The sequence below is a fragment of the Streptomyces sp. NPDC048560 genome (genome assembly GCF_040650955.1).
Taxonomy (GTDB): Bacteria; Actinomycetota; Actinomycetes; order Streptomycetales; family Streptomycetaceae; genus Streptomyces.
The window spans coordinates 269,686-285,576 of the sequence record NZ_JBEZIJ010000001.1 but is presented as its reverse complement, the minus strand read 5'-3'; the positions used below and the strand labels follow the sequence as shown (position 1 = coordinate 285,576).

The 15,891-nt window shown below is 70.6% G+C and carries 11 protein-coding genes; 7 read left to right on the top strand and 4 right to left on the bottom strand.

Annotated features, from left to right (window positions below; translation table 11 throughout):
* Nucleotides 1–16 precede the first annotated feature (16 nt).
* The 5 genes from AB0C82_RS01220 to AB0C82_RS01200 all read left to right on the top strand — a co-directional run bounded on the left by AB0C82_RS01220 (nucleotide 17) and on the right by AB0C82_RS01200 (nucleotide 5,067).
* On the top strand, nucleotides 17–1,243 hold the full coding sequence (locus tag AB0C82_RS01220; protein WP_362835042.1) for an Ig-like domain-containing protein: 1,227 nt from the start codon (nucleotides 17–19) through the stop codon (nucleotides 1,241–1,243).
* 199 nt (nucleotides 1,244–1,442) lie between these two features.
* Complete coding sequence (locus tag AB0C82_RS01215) at nucleotides 1,443–2,681, top strand: Ig-like domain-containing protein (RefSeq protein ID WP_362835040.1); 1,239 nt, start codon at nucleotides 1,443–1,445, stop codon at nucleotides 2,679–2,681.
* 84 nt (nucleotides 2,682–2,765) lie between these two features.
* The gene (locus AB0C82_RS01210) at nucleotides 2,766–3,533 is read left to right on the top strand and encodes an enoyl-CoA hydratase-related protein (protein ID WP_362835038.1); all 768 of its coding nucleotides are present in this window, start codon (nucleotides 2,766–2,768) and stop codon (nucleotides 3,531–3,533) included.
* A 251-nt stretch (nucleotides 3,534–3,784) separates the two neighbouring features.
* Nucleotides 3,785–4,300 carry an ATP-binding protein gene (locus tag AB0C82_RS01205; protein WP_362835036.1) on the top strand — a complete coding sequence of 172 codons (516 nt, stop codon included), beginning with the start codon at nucleotides 3,785–3,787 and terminating at the stop codon, nucleotides 4,298–4,300.
* A 551-nt stretch (nucleotides 4,301–4,851) separates the two neighbouring features.
* Nucleotides 4,852–5,067: an EF-hand domain-containing protein gene (locus AB0C82_RS01200; protein ID WP_185298361.1), complete on the top strand. Its 216-nt coding sequence runs from the start codon at nucleotides 4,852–4,854 to the stop codon at nucleotides 5,065–5,067.
* Between the two features lie 94 nt (nucleotides 5,068–5,161).
* On the opposite strand, the gene AB0C82_RS01195 is transcribed toward AB0C82_RS01200, so the two are convergent.
* From AB0C82_RS01195 to AB0C82_RS01180, 4 genes are all read right to left on the bottom strand, one after another.
* On the bottom strand, nucleotides 5,162–6,631 hold the full coding sequence (locus AB0C82_RS01195) for a carboxylesterase family protein (RefSeq protein WP_362835034.1): 1,470 nt from the start codon (nucleotides 6,629–6,631) through the stop codon (nucleotides 5,162–5,164).
* A 124-nt stretch (nucleotides 6,632–6,755) separates the two neighbouring features.
* Entirely contained in the window at nucleotides 6,756–7,733 is a 978-nt protein-coding gene (locus tag AB0C82_RS01190) for a terpene synthase family protein (RefSeq protein ID WP_362836963.1), read from the bottom strand.
* 514 nt (nucleotides 7,734–8,247) lie between these two features.
* A complete protein-coding gene (locus tag AB0C82_RS01185; RefSeq protein ID WP_362835032.1) occupies nucleotides 8,248–9,354 on the bottom strand; it encodes a lytic polysaccharide monooxygenase in 1,107 nt (368 codons plus the stop codon).
* A gap of 862 nt (nucleotides 9,355–10,216) precedes the next feature.
* The gene (locus AB0C82_RS01180; protein WP_362835030.1) at nucleotides 10,217–11,239 is read right to left on the bottom strand and encodes a LacI family DNA-binding transcriptional regulator; all 1,023 of its coding nucleotides are present in this window, start codon (nucleotides 11,237–11,239) and stop codon (nucleotides 10,217–10,219) included.
* Nucleotides 11,240–11,744: 505 nt separating this feature from the next.
* Here AB0C82_RS01180 and AB0C82_RS01175 point away from each other — a divergent pair.
* Both AB0C82_RS01175 and AB0C82_RS01170 read left to right on the top strand, forming a co-directional pair.
* Nucleotides 11,745–14,306, top strand: coding sequence for a glycoside hydrolase family 9 protein (locus AB0C82_RS01175; protein WP_362836961.1), 2,562 nt, complete (start codon nucleotides 11,745–11,747; stop codon nucleotides 14,304–14,306).
* 71 nt (nucleotides 14,307–14,377) lie between these two features.
* Nucleotides 14,378–15,751 carry a cellulase family glycosylhydrolase gene (locus AB0C82_RS01170; protein WP_362835028.1) on the top strand — a complete coding sequence of 458 codons (1,374 nt, stop codon included), beginning with the start codon at nucleotides 14,378–14,380 and terminating at the stop codon, nucleotides 15,749–15,751.
* Nucleotides 15,752–15,891 lie beyond the last annotated feature (140 nt).

Here is a 15,891-nt window from a genome sequence, read left to right as displayed (position 1 = left end):
TGGTCGTTGGGGGTGCGTGAACCACGTAGCGAAAAGCGCACGGGCGGGTTCGGCCGCCGTGCTGACATGGGCCGGACTGCTCACCGTGCTGGCCGTACTGACCGGCTGCACCGAAGAAACGCGGGATGTGGGGGAGGGCAAACCCCGCTCGTCCCCCGACGTGATCCGGATCTCCCCGCAGGACGGCGCCAAGGACGTCCGCCCGCAGAGCCGGATCGAGGTGAAGGTGCCCGACGGGCGGCTGGAGCGGGTGACGGTGACCCGGATCGAGGACGCCCAGCGCGAGGTGGTCGCCGGCCGGATCTCCGAGGACGGGCTCTCCTGGTCGCCCTCGGGCGGCACCGGCCGGCTCGGCCTCGCCTCCAAATACAGCGTCGAGGCGGTGGCGGTGGACGCCGCGGGCCGCCGCTCGGCCCGCAGCACCGCCTTCACCACGGTGGTCCCCGAGCACCGATTCATCGGGTACTTCAAACCGGAGAACCGCTCAACGGTGGGCACCGGCATGATCGTTTCCTTCGACTTCAGCCGCCCGGTCCGCAACCGCGCGGCCGTCGAGAGGGCCATCGAGGTCACCGCGGATCCCGCGGTGGAGGTCGTGGGCCACTGGTTCGGCGACGAGCGGCTCGACTTCCGCCCCGCGACGTACTGGAAACCGGGCACCGAGGTCACCGTCGACGTGGGCCTGCGTGATGTGGAGGGCGCGCCGGGGGTGTTCGGGAGCCAGCAGAAGACGGTCGGCTTCACGGTGGGCCGTTCGCAGGTGTCCCTGGTCGACGCGGCCGAGCACACGATGGAGGTGCGCCGTGACGGCGACCTGATCAGCACCGTGCCGATCACGGCGGGCGCCCCGAAGACGACCACGTACAACGGGAAGATGGTCGTCACCGAGCTGCACGAGGTGACCAGGATGGACGGCCGCACGGTCGGCTTCGGCGGCGAGTACGACATCAAGGACGTCCCGCACGCCATCCGGCTCACCGAGTCGGGCACCTTCCTGCACGGCAACTACTGGGCCTCGGACGACACTTTCGGCTCCCTCAACACCAGCCACGGCTGTATCGGACTGCGTGATGTGAAGGGTGGCAGCGGGGACGCCCCGGGCGGCTGGTTCTTCGACCGGACCCTCATCGGCGACGTGGTCGAGGTGGTCAACTCGAAGGACAGGAAGGTCGCGCCCGACAACGGTCTCGGCGGCTGGAACCTGGGATGGAAGGCATGGAAGGCGGGGTCCGCGCTGCGCTGACGTCCGGCCGGCCCGCCGGCTCCGCCGCACCCCCTGCCACCTGCGCATGTCCCCGGACAAGTTGGGACTGAACGGTGACATTCGGAGGGGAGCAATCCTCGCTTCCGGTGTGATTATCTAGCGCCGGGCGCGCATGTTCAGCGCGCCGGGGGTGCGGGTTCCGGCGGGACGCCGGGCCGTGCGAGGGGAGACGACCACATTGAACGGGCAGCCCATATGGGGGGCATCGGCCGGCGGACGGCGCGGGGCGGCCGGACTCCTGGCTCTGGTACTGGGCGCGTTGCTGCTCCTGGTCACGGCCTGCGGCGGGGGCACGGCGGAGAGCGGTGACAAGCCGGCGAAGGACAGCGGGCCGAAGACCGCCGACACCAGCGCCTCGCAGGCGGTCGTGACGATCGCTCCCGAGGACGGCGCGGACTCGGTGGCGACGAGCGGGGCCCTCAAGATCTCGGCGGCCAAGGGCAAGCTGAGCACGGTGAAGGTCGCCGACCCCAAGGGCAACGAGGTCGAGGGCAAGATCGCGGCGGACGGGGCCAGCTGGGTCCCGGACCGGCATCTTGCGGCGGCGACGAAGTACGCGGTGCACGCGGTCGCCAAGGACGCCAAGGGGCGCGAGTCGGCGAAGGACACCACGTTCACCACGCTGGTCCCGCAGAACACCTTCATCGGGCAGTACACGCCGGAGGACGGTTCGACCGTCGGCGTCGGTATGCCGGTGTCGATCCACTTCACCCGGGGCATCACCGACCCGGACGCCGTGGAGAACGCGATCCGTGTGACGGCCGATCCGCCCGTGGAGGTGGCGGGCCACTGGTTCGGCAACGACCGGCTGGACTTCCGTCCGCGGGAGTACTGGGCCGCGGGCACGAAGGTGACCGTGCGGCTCGACCTCGACGGTGTCGAGGGGCGGCCGGGGGTCTACGGCAAGCAGGCCAAGACGGTGTCGTTCACCATCGGCCGCAGTCAGGTCTCCACGGTCGACGCGAGCAGCCACCGGATGAAGGTGGTCAGGGACGGCAAGCAGATCAAGGACATCCCGATCTCCGCGGGCGCCCCGGCGACGACCACCTACAACGGGCAGATGGTCATCAGCGAGAAGCTCAAGGTGACCCGGATGAACGGCGACACCGTCGGCTTCGGCGGCGAGTACGACATCAAGGACGTGCCGCACGCGATGCGTCTGTCCACCTCGGGCACGTTCATCCACGGCAACTACTGGGGCGGTTCCGGCATCTTCGGCACGACCAACACGAGCCACGGCTGTGTCGGTCTGCGGGACGTGCGCGGCGGCTACGACGGCCAGACCCCGGCGGCCTGGTTCTTCAACCAGTCCCTCATCGGGGACGTGGTCGTGGTGAAGAACTCCAAGGACAAGACGATCCAGCCTGAGAACGGCCTCAACGGCTGGAACATGGCTTGGCCGGAGTGGACCGCGTAGGTCCTGTCGTCCGACGGAGCGGGGCCGGTGCTGTGACCAACAGCACCGGCCCCGCTGCCGTTAGCGCCGGTTAACCTGCCTCCCATGACCGTAACCCTCGAAGTAAGCGACAACGTCGGCACGATCCGGCTGGACCGCCCGCCGATGAACGCCCTGGACGTCGCCACCCAGGACCGTCTGCGTGAGCTGGCCGAAGAGGCCACCCGCCGCGATGACGTGCGGGCCGTGATCCTCTACGGCGGTGAGAAGGTGTTCGCCGCGGGCGCGGACATCAAGGAGATGCAGGCGATGGACCACACCGCCATGGTCAAGCGGTCCAAGGCGCTGCAGGACTCCTTCACCGCCGTCGCGCGCATTCCCAAGCCCGTCGTCGCCGCCGTCACCGGTTACGCGCTCGGCGGTGGCTGCGAGCTGGCGCTCTGCGCCGACTTCCGGATCGCCGGGGACAACGCGAGGCTCGGCCAGCCGGAGATCCTGCTCGGTCTGATCCCCGGCGCGGGCGGCACCCAGCGGCTCGCCCGGCTGGTCGGCCCTTCCCGGGCCAAGGACCTCATCTTCACGGGCCGTCACGTGAAGGCGGCGGAGGCCCTGACGATGGGTCTGGTGGACCGGGTGGTGCCCGCGGCCGAGGTGTACGAGCAGGCGCACGCCTGGGCCGCCCGGCTGGCCCAGGGGCCCGCGCTGGCGCTCCGCGCGGCCAAGGAGTCCGTGGACGCGGGCCTGGAGACCGACATCGACACCGGGCTCACGATCGAGCGGAACTGGTTCGCAGGTCTGTTCGCCACCGAGGACCGCGAGCGCGGAATGCGCAGCTTTGTGGAGGAGGGGCCGGGCAAGGCCAAGTTCCTCTGACCGAACGCCAGTTGGGTACAGAGCGGCGTGCGTTCATCCGTGCGGGCGGATTAGCTGGGCCTTAAGGCAACCTTAAGGCCCGGCGGTCCGCCGACTCCGGCACATACCTTTCTGGAGGGTGTTTCCGCAGGTCAGCCGGGCTGTCCGGGGCCGCGTTCTGCCAGTGGCATATGCCTACCCATGTCTGCGGAATGCCTGATTCCGGGGGAGGGATTCCCCCGGAACGGCCCCGGAACCCACTCCGTGCGGCCATGATGGTGGGCATGGCGGGCCTGGAGGGTGTGGAACAGCCGCGACCGCGCAGCAGCGCAACCGCGGCACGCTGGACATCGACCAGTGAGGACGAACAGGCGTTCAAGGCACTGGAGTTGTTCGGGAATCCGACGGAGGACGAGGTCCGGTTGCCCTCGCGCCCGGAGTCCGCGGCGACCGCCCGCCGGCTCACCGCGGGCGTGGTCCTGCGGCAGTGGGCGCTCTCCCCGCTGATCGCCGAGCACGCGGTTCTGCTCGTCTCGGAACTGGTCGGCAACGCGGTGCGCCACACCGGCGCCCGGGTCTTCGGTCTGCGGATGGTGCGCCGCCGGGGCTGGATCAGGATCGAGGTGCGTGACCCCTCCCGCGGGCTCCCCTGTCTGATGCCGGTCCGGGAGATGGATGTCAGCGGGCGAGGGCTCTTCCTTGTCGACAAGCTCTCCGACCGATGGGGCGTGGACCTCTTACCGCGCGGCAAGACCACGTGGTTCGAAATGCGGATCTCCGACCGCTGACCTCGCCCGGCCCCGGCCCCTGCCCGGCACCCGCTCGACCCCCCGCCTACGCGACCGGACGCACAGAAGCCCCCGGTCAGCCGTTGTGCGGCGCGTCGGGGGCCTCTATGGGGGGCCGTGAAATGGGGGGTGTGTTCACGGCCGCTGTGGACGACCTGGCCCGGGTCAATGGGGGTCGTGCCACCGACTATGGCAGACCGGTGCCCCTGGTGCCAAAGTCCCAATCCGGGCAATCGCGTACATAGCTGCCCATCTGGCGAATAAATCGTAGGTGCTTTGGGTCACCCACCTGGCTTTTCGTGCATAACCATGGGGCCGGTCGTGTAATTCATTGCCTCTTCATGTGGAGATCCGGTGCGGGTGCGAGGTGGAGTGAGCGCCGCCCCCGTGCCCACCGGATACCTCGTGGCTGGGAGCGGACCGGCCGGAGTGGCCGCCACCGTGGCGGTGGCCCGCACCCTCTCCGCCGAGTTCACCGGCCGCCGCCCGGGCCCCCGAATACGCCCGATAATCTGACCCCCGGCAGTGACGTATGACGAAGGGGCGGAACAGTGGCGGACATCGAGTCGGCACGCAAGGCATTCGACCGGTTCGACCAGAACGGCGACGGCCTCATCACGGCGAACGAGTACAAGAGCGCGATGGCTCAGCTCGGCGACCCGTTCGTCACCGAGACGGTGGCACAGGCGATCATCAACTCGAACGACGCGAACGGTGACGGCCTGCTCACCTTCGACGAGTTCTGGGCCGCGCAGAACAAGGCCTGACCCGCCTGGGGGACCCCCGGCCGCAGGGCCGGGGGGCCGCCGGACGCGCCCGCCCCATCCGTCGCGTCCTCTCCCGACGTCGCGTGCGTCCCCGTCAGCCGCGGTACGGCTCCCAGCTCCGCAGTTCGTCCTCCCGCGGGCCGAGGACCACCGCCGGCGCACCGGGACCGAACACCATCACCGGCCGGGTGGCGTCCCAGGCCGGCCAGCCGGGGTCGCCGGACCCGGCGAACCGTACCCACGCACCGTGCATCGCGTCGGCCAGTTCCTGCGGGGCGCCGGGGCCCGTCAGAGCCACCGTGCCCGGCCGGTCCAGCGTGTCGAAGACGAATCCGATCTCCAGTGCGTGGCAGGCGCCGAGACCCTGCACGGGCGAGGGCCAGCCGAACTCGTAGAGACGCGTGGCGGCACGGGCCTCCACCCGGCTGTCGGCCAGCCGGTTGAGCGGGACCCGTAGCAGCAGGTCCGTCGCGAGGGCGCCGAGCAGTTCACCGGGCGTGGCCCGGGGGCGGTTGCCGCGGTACGTACGCAGTGTGGCGCGCGGTACCCCGAACTTCCGCAGCGCCAGGCGCAGTCCGACCCGCCCCAGCCTCGTCGTCAGCCCGCTGGGCACGAACCAGAGCCGGTACTCCTCGCTGTTCGACCCCATCAGCAGATCGACGCCGTGGCCGGCGCCCTCGCGCAGCGCCTCCGCCGGATCACGTGGCAGCAGCGTGCCGTCCACCACGAGCTGGAAGGGGTTTCCGCCGGTGAGCGGGGAGCCGCCCGCGGTGATCTCCGTCTGGGCGTCCAGGAGCTTCTCCGGGTCCTGTCCGGCCAGTGCGGCGGCTGTCGCCGCAACTCCCAGGCGCGCCGCGACGAGTTCCGTCGTGCGCCGCCCGGCCTCGGGGGAGAGGGCCGTCGGCGTACCGCTCTGCAGCACGGCGCGCCGGAACAGTCCCGCCGCCCGGGGTGCCGCGAGGAGCGCGCCGACGCAGACGGCTCCGGCCGACTCCCCGGCCACCGTCACCCGGTGCGGATCGCCGCCGAACGCCGCGATGTTGTCCCGTACCCATTCCAGCGCCGCGAGCTGGTCGAGCAGCCCCCGGTTGTGCGGCGCGTCGGGGAGGACACCGAACCCCTCGATGCCCAGGCGGTAGTTGACCGAGACGAGGATCACCCCGTCCCGGGCGAACGCCGTCCCGTCGTACACCGGCACGGCCGACGAGCCGTGCAGCAGAGATCCGCCGTGGATCCAGACCAGGACGGGAAGTCCGTACGCGCCGGCCGACGGCGTCCACACATTCAGGTTCAGGCAGTCGTCGCCCGCCACCTCCGGGTCCGGCAGCAGCCGGTCCAGCGGCGGCGCGTACCCCCGTTTGGGTGCCGTCGGGCCGAACGCGACGGCGTCCCGCACCCCGTCCCACGGCTCGGGCGGCTCCGGCGCCCGGAAGCGCCGGGCTCCCACCGGCGCGGCCGCGTACGGAATGCCGCGGAAGACCCTCACACCCCCCTCGACCGCGCCGCGCACGGCGCCGTGGGCCGTCAGGACCTGCGGGGGTATGTCCACCTGGGTCTCGGGCATGGTGCGCGTCAGCCTTTCGCGGGACGACGGTCGTGACTCCATACGTACCCGCTTCCGCGCGCGACGGCGCCCGAGGGCTCCGGCGGAACCGGTCCCTCGCGGCGACGCTGCGGCCGGACGGCCGTCAGGCGGCGAAGTACCCCGACATCACTTCGCGTTCGTCGAGTTCCAGCAGATCGGGGCGGGTGTACCGCTCGGCGCGCGCGTGGTAGTCGAAATCGCCCCGGACCAGGCCGCGGTAGTCCTGGACGCAGCGTTCCAGAGCGGCCTTGGTCCCGCCGTCGATACCCGCCGCGTATATTTCCTCGGCAAGTTCCTTTTCGGCCCGCTGTACGCGCTCGGCTATGCGGGCCAGCTGAATTCCCGCCTCGTCGACCGCTTCCTGGAGTGTGCATCTGCGGTCCCGCTGAATGAGCCGGACGGCGTTGTGCTCGTATCCGAGCAGGGCTTCCTTCTCGAAGGAGCAGATGTCGTTGCAGAGACCGGAATGATCGGTCACCGCGTTACGCAGCGCGATATACGCGGGAAGGCTACGGGCCGAGTCCGGCAGATCGATTCCCGCGGTGATCTCGTGCAGGTCGAGGAAGGGCTGCATCGCCACCGAGTCCCGGCGGTGCTTCACGAAGTCGGCCCGGCTCGGCACCTGTCCCGCCGCCCGCTCCACGGCCTCCGCGTAGTACGTCCACAGCCAGGCGACGGTGTCCCTGCGGAACTGCCGGATCCAGCGCTGGGACCGGCCCTGGCAGGTGCGCCACCGCAGTCCGTCGAGCGCGCGCTCCATCGGTCCGTGCGGCACGGCGCCGTCCAGCACGTCCACGAGCCGGGCGATCGCCTCCTCGCACATCCGCGGATCGCGCCCGGCGGGTCCGTCGTCGAACTCGTCGTCCACCAGGAAGGCCCAGAAGAGCCATTGGCAGAAGAGGTCGAGATGCTGCTGCGAGGCGGACGGAAAGATGAGAGATATCCAGAGTTCCGGCCGTGTCCGCACCATCTTCTTCCTGGCCACCGGAGACAACAGGAGATCATTGGATTCCGCCCACTCCCAGGCGGCCTTCCTCGTTTGCTCCATCCCTGGATTGCACCCTGCGCTCTGGAACGGCATATGAAACACCGGCAACACAATCTGGCTCATTGGTGCCCCTCGTCGAAACGATGCGGATGAACGATACGAACCGGGAATTGATCGAATTCACGCATCGGAGCCGGCTCGTCGGCGGGAGGGTGCCCCAGGAGCGTCAGCCCTGGCCAGAGGGTCACCGTGCGAGGTAAGACCGTCATCGCGTCCACTTCCCTCCGCCGGGTGCCCGGGGTGTCGGAGCCGTGCGCGCGAGCTGTCAGGACCGCTCGCATCACCATGCGTGACACCTAGTGAACCGGTTGTCGGCGGCTGACGGAAGCGGTTTGTGACCGAAATTGCGTGATCGCCCAGAACACCTGAACGTTTCTGAGCATTCGGGTAACTCCTGGGACTGTACGCGGAGTTGGGGCAGGGCGCGTGCGCTGAAGGGCTCGGACCGTGTGCCGCGCCAGGTGGCGGCCGGGCCGGGAACGAGCCTTGAGACACGACAGCGCCGGTTCCCGCACGATGCGGGAACCGGCGCTGCTCGTGCCAGTGGCTACGGGGTGACGCAGCCGATCGAGCCGACCGGGAAGTTGTTGCCGGTCGACGTCGCCGTGAACCCGAAGGTGACGCTGCCGTCCGGCGGGATGGTCCGGTTGTAGTCGAGGTTCCTGACCGTGAGCGTGCCGTCGGACCCCCTGGCCAGTTGGCCGTTCCACACGCTGCTGACCTGGGCGCCCGCGCCGGGTGTCCACTTCACGGCCCAGCCGTCACGCGCCGTCGTGCCGTGGTTCATGACCTCGACGGAGCCCTGGAAGCCGCCGCTCCAGGAGTTGGTCACGCTGTAGACGGCCATGCAGCCGGTGTGCGGGTCGGGCGGCGTGGGCGTCGGGTCCGGAGTGGGTGTGGGGTCCGGGGTCGGCGTCGGGTCCGGGGTGCCGCCCGAGCCGCGGATGCCGGTCACCTCGCCGTTGCCGCCGTCGAAGACGACGTCGGAGCAGGAGAAGAAGTTCTCCTGGCTGTCCGAGCGAACCCACTGGATGAACATCACCGCGTCACCCGAGCGGCCCGAAGGCAGGTTCAGGTTCCAGTAGTAGTGGCCGCCGTCCGTGCCCGGCGAGCCTGTCTGCGGCGGGTTGGTGACGGTCTCGATCAGATCCAGGTCGTCCCAGCCCAGCTCGGTGCTGGGCGAGTAGCCGGGCTTGGACAGGTACACCCGGAACGAGCCCGGGTGTGCCGCCCAGTTGCTGTGCTTGACCTGGATGGTCTTCCCGGATGTCAGGTGCGTGCGCGGCCAGTCGGCCCGGGCGGCGTTGTAACCGGTGAAGTTGTACGGCGACCGGTCACCGGCGCTGCACAGCTTTCCGTCCGGGACGTAACCCGCGCCCCGTCCGCCCGCGTTGGAGTCGAGCACGGCGAACCAGTTGTACAGCGCGGTCGCGCCGCTCTCGGCGAGCGCGGCCTTGCACGCGGGGTTGGTCGGGTCCAGGGCGCCGGTGCTGGTCTTGGCGTCCAGCCAGCAGAGGTAGGTGCGCGATCCCGGGGTCATCGTCACGCCGTGGGCCTGGGCGCTGCCCTGGCCCATCAGCGTCAGGGCGATCCCGCTGAGCAGCGTCGCGAGCACCGCCGCCAGGGAAACGAGTTGTTTCTTGCGTCGAGCCATGGTGTCTCCTGTGCCTGTGTGGGGATTGGCTTCCGGTGGGGCCTGTCTCCTGCGGTCACCGCCCGGTGAGCAGCCCTCCCCGTGCGGGGGAGGACGCCCGACCGACGGGCGAGGAGTCTGGGGGGTGTGCCTGGATCAGGAGGGCGGTGCGTCGTGGTTTGGGGAGTTCGGGCGTGCGGGCCGGGGCAGGTGGTGCCGTGGCTCCTGCGCGGACACAGCCGCTGTGCCGTGGGAGTCGACGTTGCGCGGTTCCGGGACGCGGGGTGCTGGACACGGGCGCCTGGGCCCGGGTGCTGGGCACGGCTCGGTGCCGCTCGCGGGGCGGCGGGTGTGCGGCGGAGCAGCGGGGCGGTGCGGCTCCGGGATACGGAGTGCGGGGCGGCGCGGTGGGCGCCGGATCGTGCGGGTCAGCCCAGGCCCGCCGCGGAGAGTGCGCGCGTGCATGGGTCTTGCGGTGGCGCTCTCATGCGGGGCCTCTCTGGGAGGGTGACCGGATGGGGCGTTCATGGGGCGTCCAGGGAATCCGGAGCGCCGGCTCGCGTACGTCTGGGAGCGCTCCCACCCACTGGTTTCTAGGGACTGTAGGAGCGTCTCCGTGTTCCTGACAACCCATCGGGACGCACTGTGACGAACGGATTGCGAAGAGGCAGGTCAGCGGTGGCAGGCAGATGCGACGGCGCCCTCCCGTCGTGTCCACGGGCTGGGAGCGCTCCCGATATCTTCCGTGCGCGGCCGTCACGGTGACCGGCGTGAGGTGCGCCCGGGGACGGGTCGCCGCCGCGTACGCGCGCGGATCGGGCCGGCGGTGACCGGCCTGCGGTGCGCCCCGTGCCCGGGTTTCGCCGCCGCGTACGCGAGCGGATCAGGCCGACTCGCGCACCACCAGCCGCGTCCGCAGGATCACATGACGCCACGCCACCTTCGGCTGCTCCATCTCCTCCAGCAGGAGCCGCACCATGGTCCGGCCGATCTCCTCCATGGGCTGGCGTACGGTCGTCAGCGGAGGCTCGGTCTGCTCGGCCAGCTCGAAGTCGTCGAAGCCGACCACCGCCACGTCCTGCGGCACCCGGCGCCCCGCCGCCCGCAGGGCTGCGAGTGCCCCGGCTGCCATGCTGTCCGACGCGGCAAAGACGGCGTCGACCTCCGGGTGCAGCTGGAGGAGCCCCGCCATCGCCCGCCTCCCGCTGGCCTCCGTGAAGTCGCCCTGTGCGACCAGGGACGCCACCTCCTGGAGTCCGGCGTCCTTCAGCGCTTCCCGGTAACCGCGCAGCCTGCACTGGGCGACGTGCATCTCGGGCGGGCCCGCTATCGCGGCGATGGTCCGCCGGCCGCCGCGCACCAGATGGCCGACCGCGTCCCGCGCGCCGCCCGCGTTGTCCGCGTCCACGTAGGTCACCCGCTCGTCACCCGAGCGCCTGCCCAGCAGCACCGTGGGCAGCCCCGCGTCGGCGAGCATGTCCGGCAGCCGGTCCTCGGCCCGTACGGACATCAGGAGAGCCCCGTCGACCCGGCCGCCGCGTACGAACTCCACGAGCCGCTGCCGCTCGGCGTCGGTGCGGACGAGCGTGAGCAGGAGCTGCACGCCCGACTCGGTCAGGGCGTCCCCGACCGCCCGCACGATCTCCGAGAAGAACGGCTCACCGAACAGCCGCCAGTCCGTCTCCGTCATCACCAGCGCGACGGCGTCCGCGCGCCGCCCGGCCAGTGAACGCGCCGCCACGTTGGGCACGTAGTCCAGCTCGTCGATGGCGCGCTGTACGGCACGGCGTGTGGACGCCTTGACTCCGGACGCGTTGTTGATCACCCGGGAGACCGTGCCCCGCCCCACACCGGCAAGGGCGGCCACTTCCTCCAGCGTCGGTGTGCCGGAACTTCGCTTCAGCATGTTCCCACCCCCAAGAACACCCGATCCTACGGCCCGAGGAGCGCCCGGCCGCATGTCCCGCCGACCTCCGGGAACCTCCCGCGACCGCACCCGTATATCCCCCGGTCAGGCGCGTGCCGAGTGATCGGTGAGGGTCCGCCCCCGCCCTCGTCCGCCCGGCCGGCCGCGGGGCGGCGGCCTTCGTGCCGGGGGTGCGGACAGCGGCCCGGGACGGGGTCCACGGCCCGTGGGCGCGGTCGGTCCCCGAGAACACGGCAGCGGTGAATGCTGTCCAACAGCTTGACGGCGCCTCTCGCGACGCACGAGATTGGGAGCGCTCCCACTTATGTTCCGCCCCCACCGGACGCAATGCCGGTGCTCCAGTCACTGCGTGCCTTTCCCCTCCCCTAAGGACTTCAGTGTGCCGCGACATCAGCCTCTCTCTCCCCGCCTGTCCCGTACGTTCCGTCAACCGGGCCGTTCCAGACGCGTGAGCGCGTTACTGGGCGTGGCGGCCACCGCCGGGATGCTGGCCGCCGGCCTCGCCGCACCCGCGGGTGCGGCCGAACCCGCCGACGAGGCCCCCGAGGTCATCGTCAACGGGGACTTCTCCGCCGGCACCGCCCCCTGGTGGTCGACGGCCAACAGCCCCGTCGCGGTGTCGGACGGACGCCTGTGCGCCGACGTACCCGCGGGCACGGCCAACGCATGGGACGCCATCGTGGGGCAGAACCAGCTCGCCCTCACGGCGGGCGAGGGATACACCCTGAGCTACACGGCGACGTCCACCGTGCCGGTCACCATCCGTGCCAACGTGCAGATGGCGACCGAACCGTGGACCACGGAACTCGCCACCGCGCAGCAGGTCGGGACGACGCCCGAACGCGTCACCGAGACCTTCACGGCCGGAGCCGACCACGAGGCCGCACAGCTCGCGTTCCAGATCGGGGGCAGCGCCGAGGCCCTCACCTTCTGCGTCGACGACGTCTCGCTGCGCGGCGGGACCGCGCCACCGCCGTACGAACCCGACACCGGATCGCCGGTCAGGGTCAACCAGGTCGGGTACCTGACGCACGGCCCCAAGGGCGGCACGTTCGTCACCGAGGAGACCGGACCGCTGGCCTGGACGCTCGACGCGGCCGACGGGACGCGCCTGGCAGGCGGCGCCACCACCCCCGCGAGCGTGGACACCGCATCGCGGCAGAACGTCCACACCTTCGACTTCAGCGCGGTGACCACGCCGGGGGAGGGCTACACCGTCACGGTCGCGGGCGAGAGGAGTGAGCCGTTCGCCATCGGCGACGACCTCTACGCGTCGCTGCGCACCGACGCGCTCGCGTACTTCTACCACAACCGCAGCGGCATCGAGATCGACGCGGACATCGTGGGCGAGCAGTACGCGCGGCCCGCCGGCCACCTGGGCGTGAGCCCCAACCAGGGCGACAAGGACGTGCCCTGCCAGCCGGGCGTCTGCGACTACCGCCTCGACGCGGCGGGCGGCTGGTACGACGCCGGTGACCACGGCAAGTACGTCGTCAACGGCGGTATTTCCGTAGCCCAGTTGATGTCCACCTTCGAACGGACCCTGTACGAGGAGAACGCCGACGCCGGGCCGCTCGGTGACGGCCGGCTCCGTCTGCCGGAGCACGGCAACGCCACTCCCGACATCCTCGACGAGGCCCGCTGGGAGCTGGAGTTCCTGATGCGGATGCAGGTGCCCGCGGGGAAGCCGCTGGCCGGCATGGCGCACCACAAGCTGCACGACAAGGCGTGGACCGGCCTGCCGCTCCGGCCGGACCGCGACCCCCAGCCCCGGGAACTGCATCCGCCCACCACGGCCGCCACCCTGAACCTGGCTGCCACCGCCGCCCAGTGCGCCCGCCTCTTCCAGGTCTACGACGCGGACTTCGCCGCGCGGTGCCGGTCGGCCGCGCGGTCCGCGTGGACGGCGGCCAAGGCCCACCCGGACGTTCTCGCCGACCCCCAGGACGCGACGGGCGGCGGCGCCTACAACGACGACGACGTGCGGGACGAGTTCTACTGGGCGGCCGCGGAGCTGTTCCTCACCACCGGCGAGGACGCGTACCGCCAGGAAGTCCTCAACTCCCCGCTGCACGGCGACACCGACGCCGTCTTCCCGGGCGGCGGCATGTCCTGGGGTGCGACCGCCGGGCTCGGCGCCCTGAACCTTGCGTCCGTGCCGAGCAAGCTGTCCGCCGAGCAGCTCGCCACGGTGCGGGGCATGGTGACCGAGGCCGCCGACGGATACGCGGCCGACTCGGCCCGGGAGGCGTACGGCCTGCCGTACGCGCCCGAGGACGGGCACTACGTCTGGGGCTCGAACAGCCAGGTCGCCAACAACATGGTCGTCCTCGGCTCGGCGCACGACCTGACCGGCAGAACCGTCTACCGTGACGCGGTACTGCGCGGACTGGACTACCTGCTGGGCCGCAACGCGCTGAACCAGTCCTACGTCACCGGATACGGCGAGCGGGACTCGCGCAACCAGCACCACCGGTTCTGGGCCAACCAGCTCGACCCGGCCCTGCCGCACCCCGCCCCGGGGTCCCTGGCCGGCGGCCCGAACGACGCCATCCAGGACCCGGTCGCGCAAGCACGGCTGCAGGGCTGCGCACCGTCGATGTGCTACATCGACGACATCGAGTCCTGGTCCACGAACGAGATCACCGTCAACTGGAACGCCCCGCTCGCCTGGGTCGCGTCCTACGTGGACGATCTGGGCAGCGGTGCCCCCGCCACTGCCCGGTGCGAGGTCACGTACACCTCGCAGCGCTGGGACGGCGGCTTCACCACTCAGGTCGTGGTGAAGAACACCGGCGCACAGACCATCCGGCCCTGGAAGCTCGACTGGACGTTCGCCGACCGGCAGCGGGTGACCGACACGTGGGGCGCCGACGTCCGGCAGAGCGGTCCCGGCATCACCGCCGATGCGCTGCACTGGAACATCGCCATCGCCCCCGGCGGGACGGTGCGGTTCGGCTTCAACGGCCGGTCCACCGGCCCCGTGAACGACCCCCGGGTCTTCAGGCTGAACGACCGGGCGTGCGGAACGGCATCAGGACGATGAGCGGCCGAACCCCGACACGGGCCCGTGCCGCGGCCGGCGTGTCGTTCCCACTGCGTACGAGGAGGAATGCTGTGAAACGCCTTTTGGCTCTACTGGCGGCCTGCGCGACGATCCTGGGCCTCACGGCCCTGTTCAGCCCCCAGGCGGCGGCCGCCGCCGGATGCAAGGTCGACTACACGGTCACCAGCCAGTGGCAGGGCGGCTTCCAGGCCGGAGTGAAGATCACCAACCTGGGTGAACCCGTATCCGGGTGGACGCTCAAGTTCACCATGCCGGACGCGGGACAGAAGCTCGTCCAGGGCTGGAACGCCACCTGGTCGCAGTCCGGTACGGCGGTCACGACCGTCGGCCTCGACTGGAACCGCACGCTTGCCACCGGCGCGGCGGCCGACGTCGGATTCACGGGCTCCTTCACGGGCGCCAACCCGAAGCCCACGGCGTTCACGCTCAACGGCGTCGCCTGTACCGGTTCCGTCGATGAGACCCCGCCGCCCGGCACGGGTGGCGGCACCCCCCTGGAGGTCAACGGACAGGTCCGGGTCTGCGGCGTGAACCTGTGCAATCAGTACAACCGCCCCGTACAGCTGCGCGGGATGAGCACGCACGGCATCCAGTGGTTCAGCAAGTGCTACAACGGCGCCTCCGTGGACGCCCTGGCGAAGGACTGGAAGTCGGACCTGCTGCGCGTCGCCATGTACGTGCAGGAGAGCGGCTACGAGACCGACCCCGCGGGCTTCACCAGTCGCGTCAACGGCCTCGTCGACATGGCCGAGGCGCGCGGCATGTACGCGATGATCGATTTCCACACGCTGACGCCGGGCGATCCGAACTACAACCTCGGCCGCGCGAAGACGTTCTTCGCGTCCGTCGCGGCCCGCAACGCCGACAAGAAGAACGTGATCTACGAGATCGCCAACGAGCCCAACGGCGTGAGCTGGACGGCCATCAAGAGCTATGCCGAACAGGTCATCCCGGTGATCCGGGCCGCCGACCCGGACGCCGTCATCATCGTCGGCACGCGCGGCTGGTCCTCGCTGGGGGTCTCGGACGGCTCCGACGAGAGCGAGGTCGTCAACAATCCCGTCAATGCCACCAACATCATGTACGCGTTCCACTTCTACGCCGCGAGCCACAAGGACAACTACCGCAGCACGCTGAGCCGGGCGGCCTCACGGCTGCCGCTGTTCGTCACCGAGTTCGGCACGGTGAGTGCCACCGGCGGCGGAGCGATGGACCGGGCGAGCACCACGGCCTGGCTGGACCTGCTCGACCAGCTGAAGATCGGCTACGCGAACTGGACCTACTCCGACGCCGACGAGAGCAGCGCGGCGTTCAGGCCCGGCACCTGCAACGGCAGCGACTACAGCAGCAGTGGTGTGCTGACCGAATCGGGGGCGCTGCTCAAGAACCGGATCAGCACCGCCGACAACTTCCCCACCAGCTGACCGGGGGGCGGGGGGGCGGGCGGCCGGGGGCCCCCCCCCCCCCCCCCCCCACCACGCGCTGGTGTTCAACGCGTGACCGCCCCGCGCGGGCGCGGGGGTATTTTCGGTCATGTGGGGGGCCGGGGGGGTGAAGGTGGTGG

Coding starts and splice junctions, on each gene's coding strand:
- AB0C82_RS01210 (WP_362835038.1), top strand. CDS start 2,766: ATGACCGTAACCCTCGAAGTAAGCGACAACGTCGGCACGATCCGGCTG.
- AB0C82_RS01205 (WP_362835036.1), top strand. CDS start 3,785: ATGATGGTGGGCATGGCGGGCCTGGAGGGTGTGGAACAGCCGCGACCG.
- AB0C82_RS01195 (WP_362835034.1), bottom strand. CDS start 6,631: ATGCCCGAGACCCAGGTGGACATACCCCCGCAGGTCCTGACGGCCCAC.
- AB0C82_RS01190 (WP_362836963.1), bottom strand. CDS start 7,733: ATGCCGTTCCAGAGCGCAGGGTGCAATCCAGGGATGGAGCAAACGAGG.
- AB0C82_RS01185 (WP_362835032.1), bottom strand. CDS start 9,354: ATGGCTCGACGCAAGAAACAACTCGTTTCCCTGGCGGCGGTGCTCGCG.
- AB0C82_RS01180 (WP_362835030.1), bottom strand. CDS start 11,239: ATGCTGAAGCGAAGTTCCGGCACACCGACGCTGGAGGAAGTGGCCGCC.
- AB0C82_RS01175 (WP_362836961.1), top strand. CDS start 11,745: ATGCTGGCCGCCGGCCTCGCCGCACCCGCGGGTGCGGCCGAACCCGCC.